Here is a 25,084-nt window from a genome sequence, read left to right as displayed (position 1 = left end):
CGGTCGCAAGGGCGGACGAAAATTCGCGCTCACCAAAGCTCAGGTGCGTCTCGCGCAAGCCGCCATGGCCCAGCGCGATACTTCAGTTTCCGATCTCTGCAAGGAACTCGGCATCGAGCGCGTCACTCTCTACCGATATGTCGGTCCCAAAGGCGAGCTCAGAGACCATGGAAAGCATGTTCTCGGACTTACGTAGCAACTCGTTTCTTTTCGCAGGTTGAGCCACAGAGGTGGATCAGGAAATTTGAACAACACTTATAAGTGATATTTTGCTCCCCAAATGATGTTATAAACATCAATATATGGAGTATTTTATGACACGTAGACCAAGAAGAAATCATTCAAATGACTTTAAAGCTAAGGTAGCACTTGCTGCGATTAAAGCAGAAAAAACACTTGCTGAATTGAGTGCTGAATTTGATGTTCATCAAAACCAAATTATTGACTGGAAAAATCAACTGATTTCAGCTTCCTCGCAAGCTTTCGATCAATCAAAAGCTCCAACAGAACCACCCATCGATCTAAAAAAACTACATGCAAAAATCGGTGAGCAGGCATTAGAAATTGATTTTTTAGAAGGTGTGTTGAAGAAACTGGGTCGCTTCAACCACAAAAGTTAATCGATGACTCACTTCAGATTTCAGTATCTAAGCAAGCTAAGCTGCTGAAAGTCTCCCGTGGTTGTTATTACTATCGCCCAAAACCTGTGAGTGAATCAGATCTGAAGCTGATGCGCTGTATGGATGAGTTACATATGCAATACCCTTTTGCAGGTAGCCGTATGATGCGTGATTTATTGAATCGTCAAGGACATCATATAGGACGACGTCATACACGTACTTTAATGAAGAAAATGGGCATTAATGCGTTATATCGTAAACCAAATCTAAGTCAGGCCAATCAAGCTCACCGTAAATATCCATATCTGCTCAAAGGATTGGCTATTCAGCGCAGTAATCAAGTGTGGTCTACGGATATAACGTATATCCCTATGGCAAAAGGCTTTGTTTATTTATGTGCTGTGATTGATTGGCATAGCCGCAAGGTACTTGCGCATAGAGTATCGATTAGTATGGAGGTTACATTTTGCATAGAAACATTAAATGAAGCTATTGAAAAATATGGCCGACCTGAAGTCTTTAATACAGACCAAGGCAGTCAGTTTACCAGTGATGCATTTATTGATGTATTGAAATCAAATGGCATTCAAATCAGTATGGATGGTAAAGGTCGATGGGTTGATAATGTGATGGTTGAACGATTATGGCGGAGCGTTAAATATGAAGAGGTGTATCTCAAAGCCTACAGCAATGTTTTGGATGCGAAGAAGCAATTAAACGCATATTTTGAATTTTATAATTTGAAACGACCTCATTCGAGTCTGGACAAAATGACTCCAGATGAGTTTTACTATGACCAGCTACCACAACAAAATAAGGTAGCTTAACTAGAGCAGAGTATCACTTATAAATAAGCTTTTAGTTGTTCAAACAAGTGGGACCACCTCTCACCTCCGCGCTTCATCAGAAAACTGAAGGAACCTCCATTGAATCGAACTAATATTTTTTTTGGTGAATCGCATTCTGACTGGTTGCCTGTCAGAGGCGGAGAATCTGGTGATTTTGTTTTTCGACGTGGTGACGGGCATGCCTTCGCGAAAATCGCACCTGCTTCCCGCCGCGGTGAGCTCGCTGGAGAGCGTGACCGCCTCATTTGGCTCAAAGGTCGAGGTGTGGCTTGCCCCGAGGTGATCAACTGGCAGGAGGAACAGGAGGGTGCATGCTTGGTGATAACGGCAATTCCGGGAGTACCGGCGGCTGATCTGTCTGGAGCGGATTTGCTCAAAGCGTGGCCGTCAATGGGGCAGCAACTTGGCGCTGTTCACAGCCTATCGGTTGATCAATGTCCGTTTGAGCGCAGGCTGTCGCGAATGTTCGGACGCGCCGTTGATGTGGTGTCCCGCAATGCCGTCAATCCCGACTTCTTACCGGACGAGGACAAGAGTACGCCGCAGCTCGATCTTTTGGCTCGTGTCGAACGAGAGCTACCGGTGCGGCTCGACCAAGAGCGCACCGATATGGTTGTTTGCCATGGTGATCCCTGCATGCCGAACTTCATGGTGGACCCTAAAACTCTTCAATGCACGGGTCTGATCGACCTTGGGCGGCTCGGAACAGCAGATCGCTATGCCGATTTGGCACTCATGATTGCTAACGCCGAAGAGAACTGGGCAGCGCCAGATGAAGCAGAGCGCGCCTTCGCTGTCCTATTCAATGTATTGGGGATCGAAGCCCCCGACCGCGAACGCCTTGCCTTCTATCTGCGATTGGACCCTCTGACTTGGGGTTGATGTTCATGCCGCCTGTTTTTCCTGCTCATTGGCACGTTTCGCAACCTGTTCTCATTGCGGACACCTTTTCCAGCCTCGTTTGGAAAGTTTCATTGCCAGACGGGACTCCTGCAATCGTCAAGGGATTGAAACCTATAGAAGACATTGCTGATGAACTGCGCGGGGCCGACTATCTGGTATGGCGCAATGGGAGGGGAGCAGTCCGGTTGCTCGGTCGTGAGAACAATCTGATGTTGCTCGAATATGCCGGGGAGCGAATGCTCTCTCACATCGTTGCCGAGCACGGCGACTACCAGGCGACCGAAATTGCAGCGGAACTAATGGCGAAGCTGTATGCCGCATCTGAGGAACCCCTGCCTTCTGCCCTTCTCCCGATCCGGGATCGCTTTGCAGCTTTGTTTCAGCGGGCGCGCGATGATCAAAACGCAGGTTGTCAAACTGACTACGTCCACGCGGCGATTATAGCCGATCAAATGATGAGCAATGCCTCGGAACTGCGTGGGCTACATGGCGATCTGCATCATGAAAACATCATGTTCTCCAGTCGCGGCTGGCTGGTGATAGATCCCGTCGGTCTGGTCGGTGAAGTGGGCTTTGGCGCCGCCAATATGTTCTACGATCCGGCTGACAGAGACGACCTTTGTCTCGATCCTAGACGCATTGCACAGATGGCGGACGCATTCTCTCGTGCGCTGGACGTCGATCCGCGTCGCCTGCTCGACCAGGCGTACGCTTATGGGTGCCTTTCCGCAGCTTGGAACGCGGATGGAGAAGAGGAGCAACGCGATCTAGCTATCGCGGCCGCGATCAAGCAGGTGCGACAGACGTCATACTAGATATCAAGCGACTTCTCCTATCCCCTGGGAACACATCAATCTTACCGGAGAATATCGTTGGCCAAAGCCTTAGCGTAGGATTTCGCCCTCTCCCGCAAACGACCCCGAAATCATTAGCAAAGCTAGAATGGCTGGTCCGAAGTTGATACCTGTCTTAGGCACCGTGAATTAAATTGTGCAGTGTGTGGGCGGACAAAATAGTTGGGAACTGGGAGGGGTGGAAATGGAGTTTTTAAGGATTATTTAGGGAAGAGTGACAAAATAGATGGGAACTGGGTGTAGCGTCGTAAGCTAATACGAAAATTAAAAATGACAAAATAGTTTGGAACTAGATTTCACTTATCTGGTTAACTAATCTAGCTAACCTGCCGCTCAGCTTAGTACGATCCTATATCCAACTGATCATAATCCTTTCATCAGTATCCCAAATTAAATCCCCCTCCTAGACTGCCTCACCAACACTTTACAGTGATCCCGTATTTCCGGACAGGTGATTGATTTTTTTCGCTTGTACAGGTGTTAAGCCACAGTTATCTTGATGTGGACATTATGCATTGTAATAGCCCATTAACATGCGCTAAGAGCATAAATTAATATACAGTAACAAGCATTACGAGGTGCTAATGTTTGGAAAGCAGCCTCTTCCAACTACAATAATAAGTTAACTATCCTCCACCCACAAATAATTACAAATGACCCCTTTCCGCTATAACTCCGATCTCACCAGCGGCTCGCTACAAACCCGAGAGTGTCGCATTATTACTGGCTTGTTACTCCAAGAGCTTGATGAAGCTGCCTGGGATAAAGCCATGTATAAGGAAAATGTGCTTCAGAAACGCACGCAATCTACGGTAAGACGTATTTCTTCAGCGCTTAGAAAACGCCTAGAACACCTAAGCTCTGACTTTTGGGCTTTTGCGTTTTTATGTTAGGCATTGTCTGGCAACTGGAGGAAGTGTAATGACCATGAATGGTCACTGTGATTGACAGTATCTTGCTTAAACTTATCTGAACAATGGTAGAACTGGCTCATATTTATCCCCTCTATGATTGTTTATCTTTTTCACCATAAAAAGTATCAGGGGCTACTCAGGGCTACATAAAGATATTTATCTACTTTTACTGATTGATAAGTAGCATCAGTCCATCCGCAGGACTGGTGGTGCCGGCAAAATGCTGACCCAACACATGCGTATAGATTTGCGTGGTCTTAACATCGTTATGCCCTAAGAGTTCTTGCACAGTGCGAATATCACGCCCCGCTTGTAATAGATGCGTAGCAAACGAGTGACGAAATGTATGACAAGTGACACGCTTGCTAACGATGCCTGCTTTTTGTACGGCTGCCTTCAATGCCTTTCGCGCAACGGAGTCATGCAGATGATGGCGGCATAATTTGCCGTTATACGGGTGGTTGCAGAGCGTGCTGGAGGGAAAGACAAACATCCACGCCGCTTGTCGATAAGCAGAAGGGTATTTGTGATCTAAAGCAAAAGGCAGCGATGGCCCTACGCCTTGTAAGTTGTCGTCTTGCTGAATAAGCCGCGCTTGCTCAATGAGTTATTTTATTGCTGGGATTAGGCGCGTGGGCAGTAGGCTGTTTCTGCTTTTCCCACCCTTACCGTCATGCACAGTGATGCAGCCATTATCAAAATCAAAATCTTTAACCCGCAAACGCAAGCATTCATTAATGCGCAAACCTGCACCATACAGCAGCGTAAAAATAACTTGGTTGCGAGTATCCATAACCTGCAAAATGCGTTGCACTTCATTTGCAGAGATAACAGAGGGTAGCCGTCTAGGCTTGCTTGCAGGGATATAATCAATATCGCCCAACGGCTGTTGTAAAAACCTGTTGTACAAAAAAGCTAGGGCATTTAAAGCGATTTTCTGCGTGTTTATGGCTACATGTCTGCTGTTTGCTAAGCTGGATAAAAACAGCCTGACCTCTTCACTGCCCATGGTCTGAGGATGACGTTTTTTGTGAAACAGAATAAAACGCTTAATCCAGTGCAGGTAAGTTTTTTCAGTTTTCAGCGCATAACCTTTTTGTCGCATATCCGTGCGTATAGAATTTAAAAATGGACTGTTAGACATAAAACGCTCCTTGTCTTGCAACTGTCTGCCTATACAGCCTATTCTAGCTGGGATTTAAAAAAGTGCCTGTTTTTTACGCCTAGAGATGCTTGTTTACCGGTAGAGTTTTAATTTAATGCTAAATAAATTAAAATGTTATGAGTTCTTTGGGTGAGATAATGTGCATCGTGCAAGCAGGATAGACGGCATGCACGATTTGTAATAACAGAGTGTCTTGTATTTTTAAAGAAAGTCTATTTAATACAAGTGATTATATTAATTAACGGTAAGCATCAGCGGGTGACAAAACGAGCATGCTTACTAATAAAATGTTAACCTCTGAGGAAGAATTGTGAAACTATCACTAATGGTAGCTATATCGAAGAATGGAGTTATCGGGAATGGCCCTGATATTCCATGGAGTGCCAAAGGTGAACAGCTCCTGTTTAAAGCTATTACCTATAACCAATGGCTGTTGGTTGGACGCAAGACTTTTGAATCAATGGGAGCATTACCCAACCGAAAGTATGCGGTCGTAACACGTTCAAGTTTTACATCTGACAATGAGAACGTATTGATCTTTCCATCAATTAAAGATGCTTTAACCAACCTAAAGAAAATAACGGATCATGTCATTGTTTCAGGTGGTGGGGAGATATACAAAAGCCTGATCGATCAAGTAGATACACTACATATATCTACAATAGACATCGAGCCGGAAGGTGATGTTTACTTTCCTGAAATCCCCAGCAATTTTAGGCCAGTTTTTACCCAAGACTTCGCCTCTAACATAAATTATAGTTACCAAATCTGGCAAAAGGGTTAACAAGTGGCAGCAACGGATTCGCAAACCTGTCACGCCTTTTGTACCAAAAGCCGCGCCAGGTTTGCGATCCGCTGTGCCAGGCGTTAGGCGTCATATGAAGATTTCGGTGATCCCTGAGCAGGTGGCGGAAACATTGGATGCTGAGAACCATTTCATTGTTCGTGAAGTGTTCGATGTGCACCTATCCGACCAAGGCTTTGAACTATCTACCAGAAGTGTGAGCCCCTACCGGAAGGATTACATCTCGGATGATGACTCTGATGAAGACTCTGCTTGCTATGGCGCATTCATCGACCAAGAGCTTGTCGGGAAGATTGAACTCAACTCAACATGGAACGATCTAGCCTCTATCGAACACATTGTTGTGTCGCACACGCACCGAGGCAAAGGAGTCGCGCACAGTCTCATCGAATTTGCGAAAAAGTGGGCACTAAGCAGACAGCTCCTTGGCATACGATTAGAGACACAAACGAACAATGTACCTGCCTGCAATTTGTACGCAAAATGTGGCTTTACTCTCGGCGGCATTGACCTGTTCACGTATAAAACTAGACCTCAAGTCTCGAACGAAACAGCGATGTACTGGTACTGGTTCTCGGGAGCACAGGATGACGCCTAACAATTCATTCAAGCCGACACCGCTTCGCGGCGCGGCTTAATTCAGGAGTTAAACATCATGAGGGAAGCGGTGATCGCCGAAGTATCGACTCAACTATCAGAGGTAGTTGGCGTCATCGAGCGCCATCTCGAACCGACGTTGCTGGCCGTACATTTGTACGGCTCCGCAGTGGATGGCGGCCTGAAGCCACACAGTGATATTGATTTGCTGGTTACGGTGACCGTAAGGCTTGATGAAACAACGCGGCGAGCTTTGATCAACGACCTTTTGGAAACTTCGGCTTCCCCTGGAGAGAGCGAGATTCTCCGCGCTGTAGAAGTCACCATTGTTGTGCACGACGACATCATTCCGTGGCGTTATCCAGCTAAGCGCGAACTGCAATTTGGAGAATGGCAGCGCAATGACATTCTTGCAGGTATCTTCGAGCCAGCCACGATCGACATTGATCTGGCTATCTTGCTGACAAAAGCAAGAGAACATAGCGTTGCCTTGGTAGGTCCAGCGGCGGAGGAACTCTTTGATCCGGTTCCTGAACAGGATCTATTTGAGGCGCTAAATGAAACCTTAACGCTATGGAACTCGCCGCCCGACTGGGCTGGCGATGAGCGAAATGTAGTGCTTACGTTGTCCCGCATTTGGTACAGCGCAGTAACCGGCAAAATCGCGCCGAAGGATGTCGCTGCCGACTGGGCAATGGAGCGCCTGCCGGCCCAGTATCAGCCCGTCATACTTGAAGCTAGGCAGGCTTATCTTGGACAAGAAGATCGCTTGGCCTCGCGCGCAGATCAGTTGGAAGAATTTGTTCACTACGTGAAAGGCGAGATCACCAAGGTAGTCGGCAAATAATGTCTAACAATTCGTTCAAGCCGACGCCGCTTCGCGGCGCGGCTTAACTCAAGCGTTAGAGAGCTGGGGAAGACTATGCGCGATCTGTTGAAGGTGGTTCTAAGCCTCGTACTTGCGATGGCATCGGGGCAGGCACTTGCTGACCTGCCAATTGTTTTAGTGGATGAAGCTCGTCTTCCCTATGACTACTCCCCATCCAACTACGACATTTCTCCAAGCAACTACGACAACTCCATAAGCAATTACGACAATAGTCCATCAAATTACGACAACTCTGAGAGCAACTACGATAATAGTTCATCCAATTACGACAATAGTCGCAACGGAAATCGTAGGCTTATATATAGCGCAAATGGGTCTCGCACTTTCGCCGGCTACTACGTCATTGCCAACAATGGGACAACGAACTTCTTTTCCACATCTGGCAAAAGGATGTTCTACACCCCAAAAGGGGGGCGCGGCGTCTATGGCGGCAAAGATGGGAGCTTCTGCGGGGCATTGGTCGTCATAAATGGCCAATTTTCGCTTGCCCTGACAGATAACGGCCTGAAGATCATGTATCTAAGCAACTAGCCTGCTCTCTAATAAAATGTTAGGCCTCAACATCTAGTCGCAAGCTGAGGGGAACCACTAGTGTCATACGAACCTCCAAGAGACGGTTACACAAACGGGTACATTGTTGATGTCATGTATGACAATCGCCCAAGTAAGTATCCAGCTGTGTTCAGAACGTACGTCCGAATTCCAGACTATGTCGAACTAGATAACGCGGAGGAGCTGGCCGACGCAATCATTCGAGAGGTTGAGTTAAAGGAGGCATGGCTCACAAGGGTCTTGGGGAACTCAGCCGATCCTGACGCTTCTGTGGGCAAGTGGGACCGGCGCCTAGCGCAGTGCGGTGGTATTGATGAGATGTCAAGTGGGGTGCAGGCAACATACTTCAGTCCAAACGGTCAGCTGGTCGGCTTAGTGGCATACATTGATGCCGAATGGATGGATGAATAGCTCTGACGTTACGATTCAGGTGAGACAACCAGATGGGCATTGCGTACAAGCTCAGTTGCCACCGATGTGGCTACGAGTCTGATCTTCTTTACCTAGGCCAAGGTATGGCGATGCTTCCTGAGCAAATAGTCGGAACGTGCACATGCTGCGACAATCTAACGACGATTTCTATAAATGAAAGCTACGGAGTATGCTCACTTTGTGGGGCTAAGGATCGTGTGATATTTACAAGCTATCAGCATGAGGCAAGGCCAAGAAATCCCTGCTATCTAGAGAGAAGTTTCAAATATCAATGCCCAAGATGCCATGCCTTCAGTATGGAGCCTCCGGATCTACCGGAGATGCTTTGGGACTAATGCTCCGCTTTGCCTCGGGTATCCGTTCGACCTATGTTTAAGAGGAAACGCACGTGTCTGCCGCCAAAGCTCTTGCCTATGCACTTTGTGACAAGTTGGAAAGCAAAAAAGTTGATGAAGTCGTACGAAATCTTGTTTCTAGCGGCTGGAATATTAGGGAAGTGGCCTGGGAAGCTTCGTCCTTTGATCATGAAATGCCCTACTTTGACACGGGGCGGGACTTCGATATTGGATTTCCTGACACGCTGTCATCCAAGATTGAGTTTTTGACCGCGAATGGATCAATCGTCCAAGCACGTGCTCGCCTGCACTTCAAGCAGGCTCTAATTTTTGCCAAGGCGTCCAAACATGTCGCCGCGCTCAAGAACTCATTGGATTACTACTATGGATCGTCTGTAATCCCCCCTCAAAACCACGGAGGCTATTTGTAGAAAATTCCATTAATATGAACTCAAGGTGTTCCCTACGGACGAATCAGCGATGAAGGTGGTGTACCTGGCTATCCAGGCGGCGACCAAGAAATGGACGATGCCGATCCGCAACTGGAAGCCGGCCATGAACCGTTTTATGATCGAATTTGGTGACCGTTTAAATGGCCACCTTTAACTGACCGGCAAAAGCACTTACACAAAAGGGTTTACAGGCTCTTTCAGTCATTCCTTTAATGCGTAAATTGCTCTCTAACCACTCTCTCAGCCCACCCTTCCATATCCTCTCTCGATACTTGCAGCTCCCCCAACCCCTTTGGATGATTCACCCCTCTATGCCCGTCTTGTCCATATAATTGATCAAACAAACTATTTGGCCAATTCAATGAGCTCTTCACCACTCCACGCCGTATCTTTTCAAAATCATTCCGCCATGTTTCGCTATCAACGCCACTCAACACTTTGGTAGAAAGCATTTTCACCCCATCCGATGCATCCACCTCTAGCAATACAAATTCACTGCCATTACGTTGCACCCCAACGGCTTTAATCACTCTTGGTGAGCCATCTTTACACAGATGTAATCGGCTACGCCCAACTTTTGGCAAAACCAAGGTTTCTTCAAAAAGCACCCGACATGCAAATTTAGTTTTTAGAATTGAAAGTAGCTCATCAAAAGCAGCAAATCGATTAGCAAAAATAGAGTTGTAATTGGTTGCATCCTGCTTCCCACCCACATCTGCCGCTGCTAGGACACCACCTAAGTGTGGCTCATCAGTACTAACCAAATTACTATTTTCACTTGTTGTTGCTTCTTCTTTTTCTAAAATAGTTTGGCTACTTTTTCTTGCCCTGCGAGATTTTTCAATTCGACTAGGTCTACTAAAACTTATCCATGTCGGCTCAGCCTCTATGACTCGTGTGTCTGTGTCTATATTGGCTGTTTCCTCATCGTCCAACTGTAGATGCTCATCATCAACAACTGACTCTGTTGAAACCGCTATGTGCTGCGTACTACCATCACCTGCCTCCTTTTCCTGAAAAGAGGCATGGCTAATAGCTGTTGTGCTAGGAAGCATAGCGTTGATTTCTAAACCTACTATTTCCTCAACTAAATAATCCTTATCCTCGTTAGAAGAACGTCCTTTTACATGTAATTTCCAACCCTGCATGGGCGGAGGGTCAAAGCTAAAGCACCAGCTTTCAACGCCGTTCTTAATTTCTCTATTTTGTTGATAGTGCCTAAAAATACTTTCATACGAATCCATAACATCTTGATCCGAAAACAACCAAACCAAAAGCTGCACTACGGCCGACTGCTCTAACGCCCCTTTAGGAAACGATGAACTGGGTAAGATCCTTATCTCTAAATGATCTCGCTCAACCTCATACTGAACGTCGAACTCTTGCTGTAAAGCGGTACTGCTCAAACAGCTTCGACAGAAATAGGAGTTAATTAAAAATAATGACCGAGCTAGCTCTAACTGTGGGATGTGATAACGAGTCTTGCTATATGGTGTTTCAGCTTCGTAAATAAATGAACTCTGCGCTCCATCCTTGTTGCGTACGGAAGCAAAGGACGAGAGATTAGGAAAATCGATTATTTTGGCTCGTTGAAGATCCGATGCTTCAAACTCAATCACACGATCCGCCTTATTTATTTGCTTTGTTGTACTGTTAACCACCTTAGCTCGACTTAATAAAGGCAAATGAGTAAATCGAGTCCATTTCCGTTCTTGCATTGGATTAAACCAAACAAAAATACGCCACTCCTTATGACCCGAGTTACGGAATAAATGACCAATATGTACAACCTGCACATTGTCATTAAATGTAGCTAGCCTAACCACTCACTCTTCCCCATAAACCATTTCCAAGAATCTTTGTGCTTCCTCAGTTATCCGCTCTTTAGATAACGTTGCACTTCTTAATAATCGCCAGCGCCTAAGCTCAACATCTTCCTGTTTAAGCTTAATAAAAGCTTGGCTAATCCGTCTAATTTGATAATCTTCCACACTCTCTGAGTAACGCTTTAAGCAAAGCGCTACCAAAGGCGGTTTCTGTAGATTTTTTGCAAGAGAGGTTCCGTTAGGAGTTTGCTTTAACAGCCAGCTCGATGTCGCTCTTGGGTGATCAAGGCTACTATCTAGACGCTTTATGATTCTTAATAGTTGTCGTACAGCAATTCGATCTCTTTGGTTCCAATCAACTCTAGGGGCGGGTGCCAGACGCTCTTGTTGATGCTGTTGATTCCAGTGAACTAGCCAATCCCTGTCATGTCGGTAAAGCCAAGCGTATAGCACCCCACCCTCTAAAGACTGTCTTGCCGCCTTAATTCCTTGGTATTTATGCACTAGTTGCTGCCAGTCTTTATGCTTAACAGATAAATCTTCAGAGTTAGGTTGCACAGACTGGCTAACAGGTCTTGTCGTTATAGAGTGCTCAGTAAGAGCACTTGCCTGCTGTAGCGCTTCTATAACCGTTAGTTTTGGCAATAAGGCTTGCCACACAATACTATGCTGTAAATAACTAAAGGCTTTTCTATGCTTACGGAATATACTTTTCAGCCAACACGTGTCCTTGTTCTCTGCCAACTTTAAATCCAGTTTCTCTAGTGCCTCATCACTAAAAGTCTGCCTCACTCTCTCCGCCACCAAGTCATGACGAATGTGCTTGCTTTTGGTTAGCCCTAGATCCTGCGCTAAGCGCTGATAAAACAGCGTCCACTGCTCAAGGCTTGGGGAAAGCTCTTGCGCTCGTGGAGCATCTAACAGAGGGGCTATATAAGCAGCTAGTGCTGTTAATTGAGATAGGGAGTCTTTGGGGTAGTCTGAAAGCAGCTCAGTATGACCCAAAGCCCAAAATTGATGTCGGTGATCATCTACAGCTCTATCAAAGAAGACTAAAGCACCGTGTTTTGGACAATATGGCAAAGCGGGCAAATACCAATCTCGTTGCCAAAAGGCTTCCCCATACCTATTTAGCTGAAGAGCAACGCAATCAGGGCAGTATCTAAAGCGGTTATCGCTCTTAACTCTAGAAGCAGCGACTCCTAGCATTAAATGCACCGCACCTTGCGCTTGGTACTCCATTAACCGAATAGCTTCGTCTCGGCGCTCCTTGCCTACAAACGGAGCATATAAAGGGAATAAGGTATGCTCATAAATAAGCTGCTGAACAGCGTAACGTCCTGTTTGATGTAGATGTCTTGCTATCACACCTAAATGCGAGGGCAGACCTAAGGTAGCGACCACCTTGCGGTTGCCATACACCTCATCCAACAGCTGCTTAGGACTAACAATCCCTTGATAAACGCCTGCCCGTGCAATAGTGCTATAAATCAGCTCATTCGAGTACGGAACAGGAAAGTTTCTCATGGCTAACCTGCTTGTTTAAATAAGCTCGCCATATCCACTATTACCCCTTTCCCTTTTAACCGTTCATGCATGGTTTTTTCAGGTTGGCGTTGTGAATAGATATAACGTAAATCCGTATCAGGCAAGCTATCCCAGTCGCTGGGCTTGACTACCTTTATAGCCGAAACCTTTTTACTCTTGGAGGGCTTTTCTAGTTCTGACACTACCGTTTCGCCTTCCATCAACCACTGCAAAACAAGAGGCAGTAACTTTTGTCTTGTCATCGTTGGATTCTGGCTAAACGCTTTTTTAATAGTGGGAATTAACAGGCTTGAATCGTAATCCTCTTTCAGCATCAGATATAAATGACGCTGATCTTCGGTATCTAACTCTTGAAGGGCTTTTTCTTCTGGTGTTTGTTCTTGTATCGCTGCGATATCTAGCTGAAGTTGGATTAACCGTTTATCAATCTCGGGAACGACTAGATCAGAATAACGAGCAATGCGTTCTGGGATACCCGAGCGTAATGCCTCTAGCATGGGGTGCACAGGCTTTAACTCATCTTGATACACTTGCCGCAATAAACCAGCGGTAATACGCTCATTGCCTAAAGCTAGCGCACGGAGCTGAGCGAGTACAAAAAGTTTTACTACAATGTCCATCACTCCTTGGCTTAGCTCATACCACACATCACGGACCTCATCCGATAACAGCGCATCTTTGCGTTGTAAAAGCTGTAATTGCCAAAGATTATCCGTAAAAGCGATCCACTCTTGATTGGGCTTTCCACGTTGCGTTTGTTGTATAGGATCCCAGAATATAGCTCCAAACCCTGCCCCTCTACGTGCAGACCGCAAATCAGCCTCAAAAATCTCTCGTGCTTTAGGGGTACCAATCAACATCACTGGTACGCCAATAATATTCACCATCGTCACAAAAAAGTTCAGCATCTCTTGAGATCCACCCGAACGAGAGCGGCTTAAATGCTGAATTTCATCAATAACCAACAACCCTAAAGCATGTGCATTGGCTATTTGCGACATCAAAGCCAACATGGTTTCTATACCATGACGTTTTAAGCCATAACGACGCTCATAGTTCGAGCCCAAGGCTCGATCCAACGCTCTGAAAAAATTCAAGCAGATTTCTTTTAGCGAACCATTATGCGAGCAGTCTATTTTCAAATACACCACCTGCTCTACATTGAGTTCACGATGGTAAATCACCTGAGGATACGTGGCTAGAATACGATGAAGAGAGGTCGTCTTCCCACTACCAGAACAACCAATTAACAATAAGCTTTGTGCCGTAGATCGTGCCTCCTCAAAGCGAAATGTCTCCAACTCTCCCGTTTGAACACGCTCATAACCATTTTGTAAATGCTTTTGTAAATCTCCTGTTTTAGGATTTCTGCCTACGTAGCCACCTCGAATCATGACCGAAATACGCTCACTTAGTAGCAAATGCGTACCTAATGGCTGAAAATAGTCATCTGGAATACGACAAATGGTATGAGCTCTGATAACACGGGACTTTTGCAAGTCAGAGGAAGTAAGCTGTAAAGAGGATTTCAGTGATGCAGCACTATTCACTGACTCTTGTAATGGTGGTAAGGCCTCGATAAAAGGATTATCACGATAAGCCTCTACCCCCGTATCACGATAAACTGCTTGAATCCGGGTAGCACTCATGACTCATCCTTTTCTGGTGGATCCTGAAATAATTCAGGCACGTATGTGGGTAGGCTGTAATCTTCTTGATCATCCGCTTCCACTGCGTTGAAAGGAATAACTTTAGCCTCATCACCTGAAGAGCTTGGCTTCAAATGCTCCGCACGTTTTTTACGCTCCGAGGTCACGGCTTCTTTTTTATTAGTTTTAATCTGCTTAATGCGTGTTGATTTGGGCTCAGTAGTACTGGGCGTTAACTTATTCGCTTTCTGAATGGTTTGCTGAATAAACGCCTCAAGCTCCCTGCGTTTAGTTAACTCATCCTGCTTCGCATTGGCTTTATTGTGTTTTTCTTGTGCTTGTATATCCCAAACCTCCCAAAATGAGAGACCTTTAAACTGCCGACTACGTTCCGTCAGATTACAGCGCCAAAATACACGGCTGCCAACTTGCGGAAACAAATAAATCGTATCAACCAGCACTGGGTCATAAGCCGCTTCTAAATGTTGAGGTCTAGCTATATCAGTGCTCCGCTGCAACCAACCCTCACGCAGAATCTCTGACCCCGAGTAATACAAACCCCACAAATTAACGCCAAATGAAGAAATAGAGACCTTTCGGCGAGGCAGTAACGCTACTCGCAACTGCTCTTGCTCCACAGCCCTTAAACTACCTGTACGATGCTGCATACCCCATTGCCATAGCTGGACAGGAATAGACGGTAAATCTGTAGGAAAATCAGCATCTCGATCGTATTTATCCATCACCAGATGGTTATTTCTGAATAAGATCGTACGCAAAATAATTTGTGTGAACTCAAATACCGACAGAGATGCATCTAACCTATAGTCTGTTTCACCATGGCTTTTGATCCGACTGCCCTCTACAATGCCAGGTGCAAAGGACTTAAACTCGGCTTGTAGTGTTCTAAAAGTGCTTTCCACTATGCCTTTAGCATCGCCACGTCTAGGTGGAGCACTTTCCACTCGCACATTAAAACTAGAAACTAAGGCTTCGACCTGATGACTCATTAATTCGCCACGGTCCGCTAGCAACACATCTGGCAAACCTACACACGGCCAGTCTGAGCTACTAATCTCAATATCATGCTGGGCACAAATGGCCGTTTTGTCAGAGCAAGCATTTACAAAAGCCTGCATCGCCACCACATAAGACGGATTTTCAAAGCCGATATAAAAGCCCGTGATCATCCGACTAAACACATCAATCACAATGTAAAGCGTTGGTCTTCCTATGATTTTTTGGCGATCATGATGATCCACTAAATAAATATCAGCAATCGTGGCATCAATCTCATAACGACTCCCAGGGCCTAACGCCTGAGAAGTGGCTGTACTACTTAAGGGTCGTACGTCTTTTTTATATACCCCTGCTTTAACTCTAGACTTTAAGCGCTGAGCTTTAGGGTATTCTCGATCATAAAAATAACGAAACTGACGTAGTGTTGGGTAATCCTCTTGGGGAATGCGAGGAAAATACTGAGCAAACAAGTCCACAAATCGTCTATAGGCAACGGTGGTCTTTGTACCTTTTTGATTTAACAGGTGCTTTTCTATGGTCAACCTAAAAAGGCGTTCAATCTCGGGCGTTACCTTGGTTCCTTCACCCTTACCATATTCTCTGGCTCGGCCAATCTTTGCTGTTCCTGTCGCTGAACGTCTTTCCCCTGGTGCACCGCTGTTTTTGTAGTCAGGAATTAATGCATTAGGCGTTTGACCACGCTGCCAGTAACGGCGTAACAACTTATAAACTGTAGCCTTAGTAACCTTATGTTCTTGGACCACATGCTCAACGAGTTCGCTTCTGACTTTAGGGTCGAAACGATCCTTACTATTAATAATAGGAAGAATTTTTCGATAATCCTCCTCGCGCTTCTGGAAGCTGACAGAATCTACAGACGGCTCTTCTAAATCAAGATGTACATAAGGGTCATCAGTTCTAACTAAGCGGCCTTCATCTAAATACTGCATTAGCAACAACTCAGCCCTAGCTTGTGGAACTCCTTTATCAGCGCTTATTTGCATCCAGACAACTTGGCCATCCTCTATAGCCAAAATGCGATACGGATCATTATCAAATAGCACAACCTCATTAATTTGCCACATAGCGCAACTCCTCCATATTCACTACTTGGCTAATACAGAGATCTGCACACTTATTTGCCCTGAAAGACTTATAAATATTGAACTTAATAAAACCATTTGCGGTTAAGGCTCGTATCTCACTCAATGTTTTGCCTAACTCCAAATCATAAGCAATATCAACCTGCTTACAGACATTGATAATGTTTTCATCTCCTTTTTCTTGCAGGATATGGGCCAATGGGGATAGTTGTGCTAAAAGCTCCGCAGAAACTTCTTCTGTTTTCACTGAATAAAGCCATTCAATATTTTCTTTTACTACGGGATTTATTTCTTTATCAGTAAAAATGAACCAAGGAATTTGCTTTTGCTGCCAATAGCGACGCTCTAGTTCTAGTTTTTCTAAGGTACGCTCGTCTTGTAAGGCTGCTGCAGGTTTGACTTGAATAGCAAACTGCTCAAAAGGACCATCTTTGCAGTCCACTAAAAAATCAGTAGACATAACCTGATCTACACCACGAATAACAGGATGCTTAATACCACTATCTATTGCAATCTGCCTGGTATCACTAGGTAATAAGGGGAACTGCTCGCGTATATCTAGCACGCTGCTCTCCCACTCAAGACTGAGAAAAACAGCAAGCTCTAAGTCAGATAGCAAATGATGGACTCGTCCCGTCTTATGAGAATAAATACGGTGGGAACGACCTGAAGAAGGAACTTCTTGTACTGTTAGCCATGGAATATAGTCTTTACCATGCCCTTGGCCACGCCCCTCTTTAATACGACGGGCAATTTGCACTTCAGAAAATGAAGAGTTTGCTTTAGCCATAACAAAAGTCCAGTATGCTTTTTCACAGCATAACTGGACTGATTTCAGTTTACAACTATTCTGTCTAGTTTAAGACTTTATTGTCATAGTTTAGATCTATTTTGTTCAGTTTAAGACTTTATTGTCCGCCCACACAGTGTTCGCACGCCACTTGAAACATAACTTGATTGGAAATGAATTTGGGCTGAGAAAAATTCAGTTCAAATTTAACCTGACGGGCACACTAAAAAATGGGTAATTGTCAGATCGAGTTTGGACTACAACACTTTAGCTCATCGATTTACCAAAGTGCTAATCTTTACACTATTGTCTAAAATCCAGTGACCAAATTGTGATGCTAAAGCTTTTAAATTCCCTTTATTATGAATCAAAGTTAGTATGATGCTTTTCATAAAGACAGTTTACTTATAACCAGAGAGATTTTTAAACAATTCCCCCTTTTCAGTTTGCTTAGGCTATTTGATCCAGAGTTCATCTTTTTGCATCATTTTTAACATTAAATTAAATATAACCAGCGGAGTAACATTTTTTTTGTTAGAGCCGACAACTCTTTGAAAACTAAATTTAACGGTTCGCTCAGGAGCATCCAAATTAACTGGGTAGTTTTGTTTTTCTAAATACAGATGATCTCCTAACATTGGCTCTATACCAGTAATAAAATTAACAATTTGTTGCTCATCACCTTTCATTCGGCATTGAAAATGTAGAAAATTCTTACGCAGTTTTCCAAATAATAATAATATTTTAAGCGCCTTAACCATGTTCTTTTCTTTCAGTGCATCTTGCTGCCTATCATCTTTATAATGAAAATCAAGGAGAGGAATTATTTCATCTGGACGAGTCAGTTTTTTAGCCTTTTCGTAAAGTTCATCAAACCAACTCTCTTCTAAATTCTTACTATAAACATAATTCGTTTTTAAATTAAATTTTTGGCGATCCATCCATTTAGTGCTCATCCATTGACATCGTTGCATCCATTCTTGAGCTTGGGTATCTTCGCTTAAACGACCTTCTCTAAAACTTATCAAACGTTGAAAAGGTGTCAGAGTACTCTTCTCTATACTAAACTTCTTTTCTTGTCGGCCAGCCATCGTAACTGGCTGTGTTTGCTGATAAGAATTAAACCATTTCTGCTGCTGAGTATAACGATTTAGGTTTATGTAGTCTGTACTTGACTTCACTGGACTAAAACACTGTTCTAATACTTTTTTTGAAATGATACACGGCGAATTATAAATTCGATCGACTGCTAATAAATCCAAAACATGAAGGTAATTTGAAGCCGTTTGCTCAATACTGCTATGCCCCATCCAAGAGGCGAGCACCTGCCATTTATGTTGAATAATCTCTTCTTGAGCACGTGCTTTCATACCAAACAATAAATCCCTCATCTTTTTTGCTTTTACCCAAGGACAATCTGTGTAGGTCTTGATCATTTCTTTTGAACCGAGCAAAGTTATTGCTAGATAGTTAGCAGCACTGTGGCGTAATGTATGAAAACTAAAGCCATGATGCATACCTAATATTTGACTAAACAAATCTACTGTAATTTTGCTGATACATTGATCAGTTAATACACGATGATTCACACTAAAAAGTAGATCATCCTGCTGATTAACCAAATATTGCTCATAACGATGTTGTATGTAACGTTGTACTACTAAAAACTCATGTTCTGACAATGCAATTTTCAATGGTATTTGACGATTCGCACTTCGCGTTTTCAGACGGCGATATGAATTGTCTTGGATATGAAGCGTGATATTATTAAAAACTGTATTTTCTTTTTCTTTATAAAGTAGCTCTGGGCAAATAATATCTTGTATTTTAAGACAACGAACTTCATTTAATCGAAGTCCAGTTCTATAACTTAGTAAATACATCAGCTTTAAACAACTCAGATGATCGACCCACTCTGATGCCGTTGGCTCTTGACTTAAATTTTCTAGTTTTTCCAATAATTTGCCAAATAGCAAAGGACTCACTAGCCGTGCATTGCAAATTTGTAAATGCTTAAAACTTGAATTCTGTAACACCAATACCCCTGGAGCATCATAATTCTCTATACAGAATTGATGAAAATCTTTTAGGCGACCAAAACGGTATTCTGCGCTTTGGTGCATCTTACGAGAGGTTTTTCCTTTCACCGAATCTCGTTGAACTGCTTTTTCATCACGTTCACTGCTGTATTTCAATAGCTGCCGATATAAATCCTCATAGTCATCTATGGATTGTTGCTTTAAATCTAATTTATTGAGCCAAATCTCAAATATAAATTCTTTGCCAAACGATCCTAAGTAGCTTTCAATAGTTGATAATTGAAGCCCTCGTTTTTTTAAATGCATTAACCAGTGAATTAAGCGTAGTTGAGCATCAATTAAAGACTTTTCCTCCGTATTAGCATCAACTATCTTCTCCTCTAACACCCTTCTAGTTTCTTGCCAAAAACGTAGCGTGCGTTCTTCTTTATTCCTCTTTTTATCTAAACGCTCAACTTTTTGACCTTTACGTTTCTTTTGACCAAACAACATCAACTCATACGGAATCGTTTGTAATTTGCTTTGAACAGTCGGAACTTCAGGAAGTAACTGCTCTTGTTCAAAATGAATAGGGCGATTATCTGCTTCTGTGACTTGATTGTAATCATTATTCCACAGCAATCTAAATTCGGATGGCCTTAAAGCAACAGTATTAATCTCTTGCTGAAGCACATTACTCAAAAATATATCTATGCTGAGGTTTGGATTAAATTCGAGTACCATTTGCACATCATTAAATGCACGAAATCCACGGCGTTTAATTTGATATTGCAGATCCCCAAGACTTTTTTTCCTGCCTATCTTACTCAAGCTTTCTAAAATACAATCTTCAACTGAATGTTGCAGACAAAATTCTTTCTGAGTAGCTTTCAACTTTTTTAAATATTGCAAAATGAACTGCGCATATGGGTTAAAAAAAACATGTTTCCATTGGTACAACTTTCCCTGTTCTACATCGTTGCCATATTGAGAGTTTTCAACACGATAATGTAGTAACAATGGATTAGTGATTTTTTTGTAGTCCGAATGGTATAACCGAAAACAATTCAGATCTGTACCAAGCTCAATGGCCTCCTGCAATTGCTTCTGAATAGCAATCAAATGCTGTTCATCTGCACAGCCTGAAATATATATAAAACTTAAGCATAAATTTCCCCATAAGTACTTTGGTTCATTCCAATATTCAAATGAATCTTGCCAATACTGCCTTAATTCCTTAAGTACATGGATATGTAGATGCCCCTGTTCTAACCGTGACTCTGTACTCTCAATTTTTCTAGGCAGTACGATCCGTTTAGTATGTGGATTTAGCTTAATTCTGTATGATTTTTTATCTACATTCTGGTTGAATTGCTTCCTTCTTTTATTAAATTCATCTTCAGTAAATTGCATCAGTTTTGATTGTTCGTCTCGGCTCAACTTTTGACTCAAACAATCAACACTATCTTTAATGTCATGCCATTTTTCAGCGATCAGCTGATCAAGTTTTTGCTGCATTTCTTTCGTCAATACTTCAGGTGGAGAAGGCTGTCTATCTAGCGACTTTTTCACCATTTTATGAATATCAACAAATAGATCATCTAGTTGTGGTTTTATTAGTTCTTTGATTTTTTGCATACAACTATTTTCGCTCTAAGTGTTTAATCGATAAAGATTTGACATTATCTTGCAATTGCTGGCGGGCTTGCTGTACATAGACATTCGGGATAAGTGAAGAATGCGGATGAAAAGCCTCTCGGTCACGTTGGTCATGACCATACAGGGCCTGAATTAAGTGAAAAGCTAATGCTGGTTTACCCTCTTGCTGCTCATGCATCAAAAAGTTCATGTCAAAATGACGTAACCAATTCGAATACATATTCTTTGGAAAGACTCCTTGCATATATGAATTCACCCATTTTCTCGATAAAGGGATTAACTTAATTTTCCTGCTCTGCCATTCTTTGACAGTTATCGGCAAGATATCTTTACTAAAAATGACCTTACCAAAAAGATCATTTACAGTTATCTTCTTCTTTGCAAAGACTTGTCTAAAAAATGAACCGTACGCTTCAATAATTTGTTCTAAAAAGGCAGTGTAATTTTGCAGTGTTTTTATGAAAAAATCAGATAAAGGGATAAAACGACCATCTTTTCTTGCTTTACTATTTTTTTTATCATTCACATATAAAAGCTTGAGCTCAACACAATAATCATCCAAATTCCCCAACAGGTTTTTTTTAGGCCGACTTGCCAAACTCAACAAACTGATATGCCACATCCAACACGCATATGCATTAAGTTGATTAATAATGTGCTTATCTTCTTGGATGTTTTCGTGACAATGTCTATGTAAAATATGGAATTGCTCTTTCACAAAATTGGGTTCAAGTGCCAGTTGGCTCCCTATCCTTCCTATAGATAATGCAGATTGCACTTTGAATTGTTGTTGCAATATTTTTAGTTCAGCCGTGTCTTCAGTAAAATGTGTGGAATGTGGTGTAAGTGCTTTTTCTAAAAAGGCTAGATATGTGCTACTGAGTTGAGTTTTCGGTAGCCCGCCATAATAGATACCAGGCATGTGATGCTGACTATCCCGCCCAGCAATTACATGAGCAAGATATTCATTATATGTTTCATAATATATATGAAAATATAATTGAGCCTGCAGTTTTTCTACAGTGATCGAACCTACAAACCGATTATCAAGCCAATTCTTAAGTTTCGTATTAATGTGTGTTGATGAAATTAGTGGATTCGATGCTTGTTCTATATAGTCAAACCAAGCAGAAGGTAAATGTAGTTGATGTGTCATCACTTCATTCCACCGCACATGATTTAAGCTCTTAATCTTCTGCTCTGTAATTTTAAGATTTAATTTGAGTAAATATTCGCGACGTCTACTTGAACCATTCTGGATCAAAATTCCATCTTGAATAAGCTCGTTAAAATCCATCAGTGCGACGGGTGATAATCCCGTCAAAAGTGACAATAAACATGCTGCAGCGATTGCAGCATCCCTCCAGTGCCCGGATAACTCGGTTCTCAACACATAAACAATTTGCTTCAGTATATCTGGCGCCAAATAATGTGGATTTGTAACAAAAGGAGCATGACGGCGCTGGCGATGCCGCATTAGATGCGTCGCATTATCGCTGAGTATATAATTTAAATTTTTAGACTTTTCATCTTCTGAATAAAACTCCATTTCAGGATCTAATAGATCAACTTCACCCTCTTCATCTTTGTGAAGAGCGGCATCATAAATACTGATCTTTGCGTTATGTCCAATATCTACTTGCTTACCCGTTTTAATTTCACGAAATTTTTTGAGTTCATTTTTCGTCGGCCATTGCAAAACTTTACTTTTTTTTGACTTACGCTGACGATGAACAACACGACGATCATCAAGTCTTTTAAAAATTATTAATAGAGCCGATAAATACTCTATGGCTTGTACTTGTTTGAAATCTTTAATATTAAAAAGTTGATTACGATCCTCCTTTTTCAAGTTACGTTCGTACATGACATAGCGATTTAGTAGCTCACTGCATTCTTGAAATAATTCAGCATGATTAGAATCCAGAACATATCGTGATACATAGCGAAAGAGATCACAAACATGTTTTTGCTTATTCTCAGCTTTATCAATTTTTGCAAATTCTTGATACTGCCGATATGTTAAAAAACTCGCTTGTAGAATCAAATAACGTTCAGACGACAGCTCTTGAGTATTACTAGTAGTCGGGCATGCAAAATAACTTAAAGAAGCTAGATAATAATATTTACCTAATTGTCTAGAACTAGATATATAGCCATATATCTGTTGTGCTTCCTTATATAGAGCATGGGCTTTTTCACGTAAATCATCTGATAGATCGACAAATTGTGTATTCACAACATGATTGCGTAATAAACAATAATCTTTTTGGAATTTTTCTGCTAAATCTAAGAATTGCTCTTCTGTTTCAATCTTTGGCATATTCGCTTTCGCTTAATTTTTTATCAAATTGCATTGGTTAAATTCATTACGATCTGAACAATTTGGTAAAAGTTGATCTTTTATTGAACTCTTTGTCAGCTTAAAAAATCTAGCAAAAAATTTAGCATCCAGCTCTTTCTGAGCTTTTCTCTCAAAGCACAAGTGTTGCTGTGATTTTTCGATAAAATCATCAAGATTATGTATCAACTGTAAGATTGCAACATAATTAGAATGTACACGTAAGCATGGCTCCGTTTGCATTAATAGCAATATTTTTTGCCAAATTTTCACATAGATTATTTTGAACTTTGCTTGTACTACTACTTTCTGGCTCTGTTTAATCTTTTTGATTTTCAGTAGTTCTGAGTTAATTTTTACTATCTTAAATTGAACATTTTGTCGCTCAAAGCAAAAGGGCATGATAAATTGCCCCATAAATATCTCTATATTTTTTACTAAATAGTCAAATTTTAACATTTTTATCGATATAAAAAATGAGCATATCTTTGTATATTAAAATTCATTTAATTTATCAACTAAATTTTCTCAAAATTACAATTATCAACAAATACATATGGTTTACTTATCATGGGTGGTCTAAATTTTAAAAATTCTTCCACTTTTTTTTAGTTTTCTGTTATTACATGAAACAATACCGTTGTATTACATTTTGAAATGCTGTGTATGCAGCATTGATCAAAAAGATTCTCTGCTATACTTACTTCACGTGTAGCATCAATGGAGTTTCGAAATGCTCAGAACCACTGAACAGAAAAAAAAATATATTCAAGCGACACGTGCGCAAAACTATCAAGCCAGCCTAAAGCTTGAAGGCATTACAACGACAGCTCAAACAAATCAACAAAGTAAAGCTGAAATCTTGCAAAAATATAAGAAGTATTCGCAACCCGAAACTTAGTCAGGTGCATGTATGGATAAATATGGGGAAATGGGTGACAGCCTGTATTGTTACCCTGGCACAAATATCCTAAAGAACAAACTCAATATTCATGATGAACAAATTTTAGAACAAGCTGAACTAGAACTGTCTGGATTGGCAAGTAACTTAATTGAATATGCTGAACCACCTTACGACTTACAATACTTAAAATCAATTCATGCGCAGCTCTTTGGCGACTTATACGACTGGGCAGGAAAGTTAAGACAAATCGATATTTCCAAAGGTGACACCCGTTTTTGTAATTTTTCCCGTATTGAAATTGAAACCAATAAACTACTCAAACCGCTTCAAGAAAAAAAATACTTTCAAGGCTTAGCACCACAACAACTGATTCCTCAACTTGCCGACTTGTATTGTGAGCTTAATGTCATACACCCATTCCGTGAAGGTAATGGACGTACACAACGGATTTTCTTTGAGCATCTGATTGCTCATTGTGGTTATGGTATTGATTGGTCTCGCATTGACTCTCAACAACAATGGATTCAAGCCAATATTGAAGGTTTTTATGGTAATTTAAATCCATTAATTAAGATTTTTGAAATATGCTTTATTCAAAATACCTAAAATTTAAGTAGTCGAAGCCCACAATCCTTAATGAGCCATCATCTTTGCTTCAATCCACTGATTAATTTCCCAAATAAACCAACAATCACGATTCTTAGAAATCTTAATACTCTTCGGGTAATTTAGGGTAAGCGTCCGCTGAACACACCTTATGAATTCATCCTATAAGCCTTAATTTAGTCCCCACTTAAAAACAAGTGGGGACTAAAATTTATGACTACAAATCACCAGACATCCATCGCATCTCTTGCGAA

General features: G+C 42.1%; 20 protein-coding genes and 3 pseudogenes. 14 read left to right on the top strand and 9 right to left on the bottom strand.

All coding sequences use genetic code 11. The features are described 5' to 3' along the window. The 5 genes from E2K74_RS13510 to E2K74_RS13490 form a co-directional block, all read left to right on the top strand. On the top strand, positions 1 to 196 hold a 196-nt coding region (locus tag E2K74_RS13510), incomplete at its 5' end, for a helix-turn-helix domain-containing protein (protein ID WP_151208142.1). 118 nt (positions 197 to 314) lie between these two features. After that, a protein-coding gene (locus tag E2K74_RS13505; protein ID WP_223672967.1) for an IS3 family transposase occupies positions 315 to 1,447 on the top strand; the annotation gives its coding sequence in 2 pieces (ribosomal slippage) (positions 315 to 567 and positions 567 to 1,447; 1,134 coding nt in all). A 99-nt stretch (positions 1,448 to 1,546) separates the two neighbouring features. Continuing rightward, a complete protein-coding gene (gene aph(3'')-Ib, locus E2K74_RS13500; protein WP_001082319.1) occupies positions 1,547 to 2,350 on the top strand; it encodes an aminoglycoside O-phosphotransferase APH(3'')-Ib in 804 nt (267 codons plus the stop codon). Continuing rightward, positions 2,350 to 3,186, top strand: a complete 837-nt coding sequence (locus E2K74_RS13495; protein WP_000480968.1) for an aminoglycoside O-phosphotransferase APH(6)-Id — start codon at positions 2,350 to 2,352, stop codon at positions 3,184 to 3,186. The genes aph(3'')-Ib and E2K74_RS13495 overlap by 1 nt, the downstream gene beginning before the upstream one ends. 692 nt (positions 3,187 to 3,878) lie before the next feature. Continuing rightward, complete coding sequence (locus E2K74_RS13490) at positions 3,879 to 4,118, top strand: BrxA family protein (RefSeq protein WP_001353740.1); 240 nt, start codon at positions 3,879 to 3,881, stop codon at positions 4,116 to 4,118. A gap of 187 nt (positions 4,119 to 4,305) precedes the next feature. Here the strand turns inward: E2K74_RS13490 and intI2 are convergent. Further along, positions 4,306 to 5,283 (bottom strand): annotated as a pseudogene (intI2, locus tag E2K74_RS14920) (class 2 integron integrase IntI2). A gap of 331 nt (positions 5,284 to 5,614) precedes the next feature. On the opposite strand from intI2, the gene dfrA1 reads away from it, so the two are divergent. The 7 genes and pseudogenes from dfrA1 to E2K74_RS15030 all read left to right on the top strand — a co-directional run. Then, on the top strand, positions 5,615 to 6,088 hold the full coding sequence (dfrA1, locus tag E2K74_RS13475; protein WP_000777554.1) for a trimethoprim-resistant dihydrofolate reductase DfrA1: 474 nt from the start codon (positions 5,615 to 5,617) through the stop codon (positions 6,086 to 6,088). A 94-nt stretch (positions 6,089 to 6,182) separates the two neighbouring features. Then, entirely contained in the window at positions 6,183 to 6,707 is a 525-nt protein-coding gene (gene sat2 / locus E2K74_RS13470) for a streptothricin N-acetyltransferase Sat2 (RefSeq protein WP_000704156.1), read from the top strand. A 57-nt stretch (positions 6,708 to 6,764) separates the two neighbouring features. Next, positions 6,765 to 7,600: pseudogene (gene aadA1, locus E2K74_RS13465) on the top strand (ANT(3'')-Ia family aminoglycoside nucleotidyltransferase AadA1). Positions 7,601 to 7,628: 28 nt separating this feature from the next. After that, positions 7,629 to 8,126, top strand: coding sequence for a hypothetical protein (locus tag E2K74_RS13460; RefSeq protein WP_001444089.1), 498 nt, complete (start codon positions 7,629 to 7,631; stop codon positions 8,124 to 8,126). 60 nt (positions 8,127 to 8,186) lie between these two features. Then, complete coding sequence (locus E2K74_RS13455) at positions 8,187 to 8,558, top strand: hypothetical protein (RefSeq protein WP_000119696.1); 372 nt, start codon at positions 8,187 to 8,189, stop codon at positions 8,556 to 8,558. A gap of 409 nt (positions 8,559 to 8,967) precedes the next feature. After that, positions 8,968 to 9,345 carry a hypothetical protein gene (locus E2K74_RS13445; protein WP_001271300.1) on the top strand — a complete coding sequence of 126 codons (378 nt, stop codon included), beginning with the start codon at positions 8,968 to 8,970 and terminating at the stop codon, positions 9,343 to 9,345. A 22-nt stretch (positions 9,346 to 9,367) separates the two neighbouring features. Next, positions 9,368 to 9,520, top strand: a pseudogene (locus tag E2K74_RS15030) (IS256 family transposase); the annotation flags it as partial. 55 nt (positions 9,521 to 9,575) lie between these two features. Here the strand turns inward: E2K74_RS15030 and E2K74_RS13435 are convergent. The 8 genes from E2K74_RS13435 to E2K74_RS13400 form a co-directional block, all read right to left on the bottom strand. Next, a complete protein-coding gene (locus E2K74_RS13435; RefSeq protein WP_000251879.1) occupies positions 9,576 to 11,192 on the bottom strand; it encodes a Tn7-like element transposition protein TnsE in 1,617 nt (538 codons plus the stop codon). Next, a complete protein-coding gene (locus tag E2K74_RS13430) occupies positions 11,193 to 12,719 on the bottom strand; it encodes a TnsD family Tn7-like transposition protein (protein ID WP_151208141.1) in 1,527 nt (508 codons plus the stop codon). 2 nt (positions 12,720 to 12,721) lie between these two features. Continuing rightward, the gene (locus tag E2K74_RS13425) at positions 12,722 to 14,389 is read right to left on the bottom strand and encodes an AAA family ATPase (protein ID WP_001276994.1); all 1,668 of its coding nucleotides are present in this window, start codon (positions 14,387 to 14,389) and stop codon (positions 12,722 to 12,724) included. Then, positions 14,386 to 16,494 carry a DDE-type integrase/transposase/recombinase gene (locus tag E2K74_RS13420; RefSeq protein WP_000267723.1) on the bottom strand — a complete coding sequence of 703 codons (2,109 nt, stop codon included), beginning with the start codon at positions 16,492 to 16,494 and terminating at the stop codon, positions 14,386 to 14,388. Before E2K74_RS13420 ends, E2K74_RS13425 begins: the two co-directional genes overlap by 4 nt. Beyond that, positions 16,481 to 17,302, bottom strand: coding sequence for a TnsA endonuclease N-terminal domain-containing protein (locus E2K74_RS13415; protein ID WP_001029679.1), 822 nt, complete (start codon positions 17,300 to 17,302; stop codon positions 16,481 to 16,483). Before E2K74_RS13415 ends, E2K74_RS13420 begins: the two co-directional genes overlap by 14 nt. Positions 17,303 to 17,757: 455 nt before the next feature. After that, complete coding sequence (locus tag E2K74_RS13410; protein ID WP_151208140.1) at positions 17,758 to 20,958, bottom strand: site-specific integrase; 3,201 nt, start codon at positions 20,956 to 20,958, stop codon at positions 17,758 to 17,760. A gap of 4 nt (positions 20,959 to 20,962) precedes the next feature. Continuing rightward, complete coding sequence (locus E2K74_RS13405) at positions 20,963 to 23,302, bottom strand: hypothetical protein (protein WP_002058482.1); 2,340 nt, start codon at positions 23,300 to 23,302, stop codon at positions 20,963 to 20,965. A 12-nt stretch (positions 23,303 to 23,314) separates the two neighbouring features. Then, positions 23,315 to 23,779, bottom strand: coding sequence for a hypothetical protein (locus E2K74_RS13400; protein WP_000911011.1), 465 nt, complete (start codon positions 23,777 to 23,779; stop codon positions 23,315 to 23,317). Between the two features lie 274 nt (positions 23,780 to 24,053). On the opposite strand from E2K74_RS13400, the gene E2K74_RS13395 reads away from it, so the two are divergent. Further along, on the top strand, positions 24,054 to 24,221 hold the full coding sequence (locus E2K74_RS13395; protein WP_005245168.1) for a YhfG family protein: 168 nt from the start codon (positions 24,054 to 24,056) through the stop codon (positions 24,219 to 24,221). A gap of 12 nt (positions 24,222 to 24,233) precedes the next feature. After that, entirely contained in the window at positions 24,234 to 24,830 is a 597-nt protein-coding gene (locus E2K74_RS13390; RefSeq protein WP_004658347.1) for a putative adenosine monophosphate-protein transferase Fic, read from the top strand. Positions 24,831 to 25,084 lie beyond the last annotated feature (254 nt).

This window comes from Acinetobacter sp. RF15B, from assembly GCF_007558235.1.
GTDB lineage: Bacteria > Pseudomonadota > Gammaproteobacteria > Pseudomonadales > Moraxellaceae > Acinetobacter > Acinetobacter lwoffii_C.
This window is presented reverse-complemented; position numbering and strand designations above follow the sequence as displayed.

Excerpts from the sequence above, each read along its gene's own strand:
- sat2 (WP_000704156.1), top strand. The coding sequence starts at position 6,183 with ATGAAGATTTCGGTGATCCCTGAGCAGGTGGCGGAAACATTGGATGCT.
- E2K74_RS13405 (WP_002058482.1), bottom strand. The coding sequence starts at position 23,302 with ATGCCAAAGATTGAAACAGAAGAGCAATTCTTAGATTTAGCAGAAAAA.
- E2K74_RS13400 (WP_000911011.1), bottom strand. The coding sequence starts at position 23,779 with ATGTTAAAATTTGACTATTTAGTAAAAAATATAGAGATATTTATGGGG.
- E2K74_RS13430 (WP_151208141.1), bottom strand. The coding sequence starts at position 12,719 with ATGAGAAACTTTCCTGTTCCGTACTCGAATGAGCTGATTTATAGCACT.
- E2K74_RS13420 (WP_000267723.1), bottom strand. The coding sequence starts at position 16,494 with ATGTGGCAAATTAATGAGGTTGTGCTATTTGATAATGATCCGTATCGC.
- E2K74_RS13460 (WP_001444089.1), top strand. The coding sequence starts at position 7,629 with ATGCGCGATCTGTTGAAGGTGGTTCTAAGCCTCGTACTTGCGATGGCA.
- E2K74_RS13490 (WP_001353740.1), top strand. The coding sequence starts at position 3,879 with ATGACCCCTTTCCGCTATAACTCCGATCTCACCAGCGGCTCGCTACAA.
- E2K74_RS13395 (WP_005245168.1), top strand. The coding sequence starts at position 24,054 with ATGCTCAGAACCACTGAACAGAAAAAAAAATATATTCAAGCGACACGT.
- E2K74_RS13425 (WP_001276994.1), bottom strand. The coding sequence starts at position 14,389 with ATGAGTGCTACCCGGATTCAAGCAGTTTATCGTGATACGGGGGTAGAG.
- E2K74_RS13390 (WP_004658347.1), top strand. The coding sequence starts at position 24,234 with ATGGATAAATATGGGGAAATGGGTGACAGCCTGTATTGTTACCCTGGC.
- E2K74_RS13410 (WP_151208140.1), bottom strand. The coding sequence starts at position 20,958 with ATGCAAAAAATCAAAGAACTAATAAAACCACAACTAGATGATCTATTT.
- E2K74_RS13415 (WP_001029679.1), bottom strand. The coding sequence starts at position 17,302 with ATGGCTAAAGCAAACTCTTCATTTTCTGAAGTGCAAATTGCCCGTCGT.
- E2K74_RS13495 (WP_000480968.1), top strand. The coding sequence starts at position 2,350 with ATGTTCATGCCGCCTGTTTTTCCTGCTCATTGGCACGTTTCGCAACCT.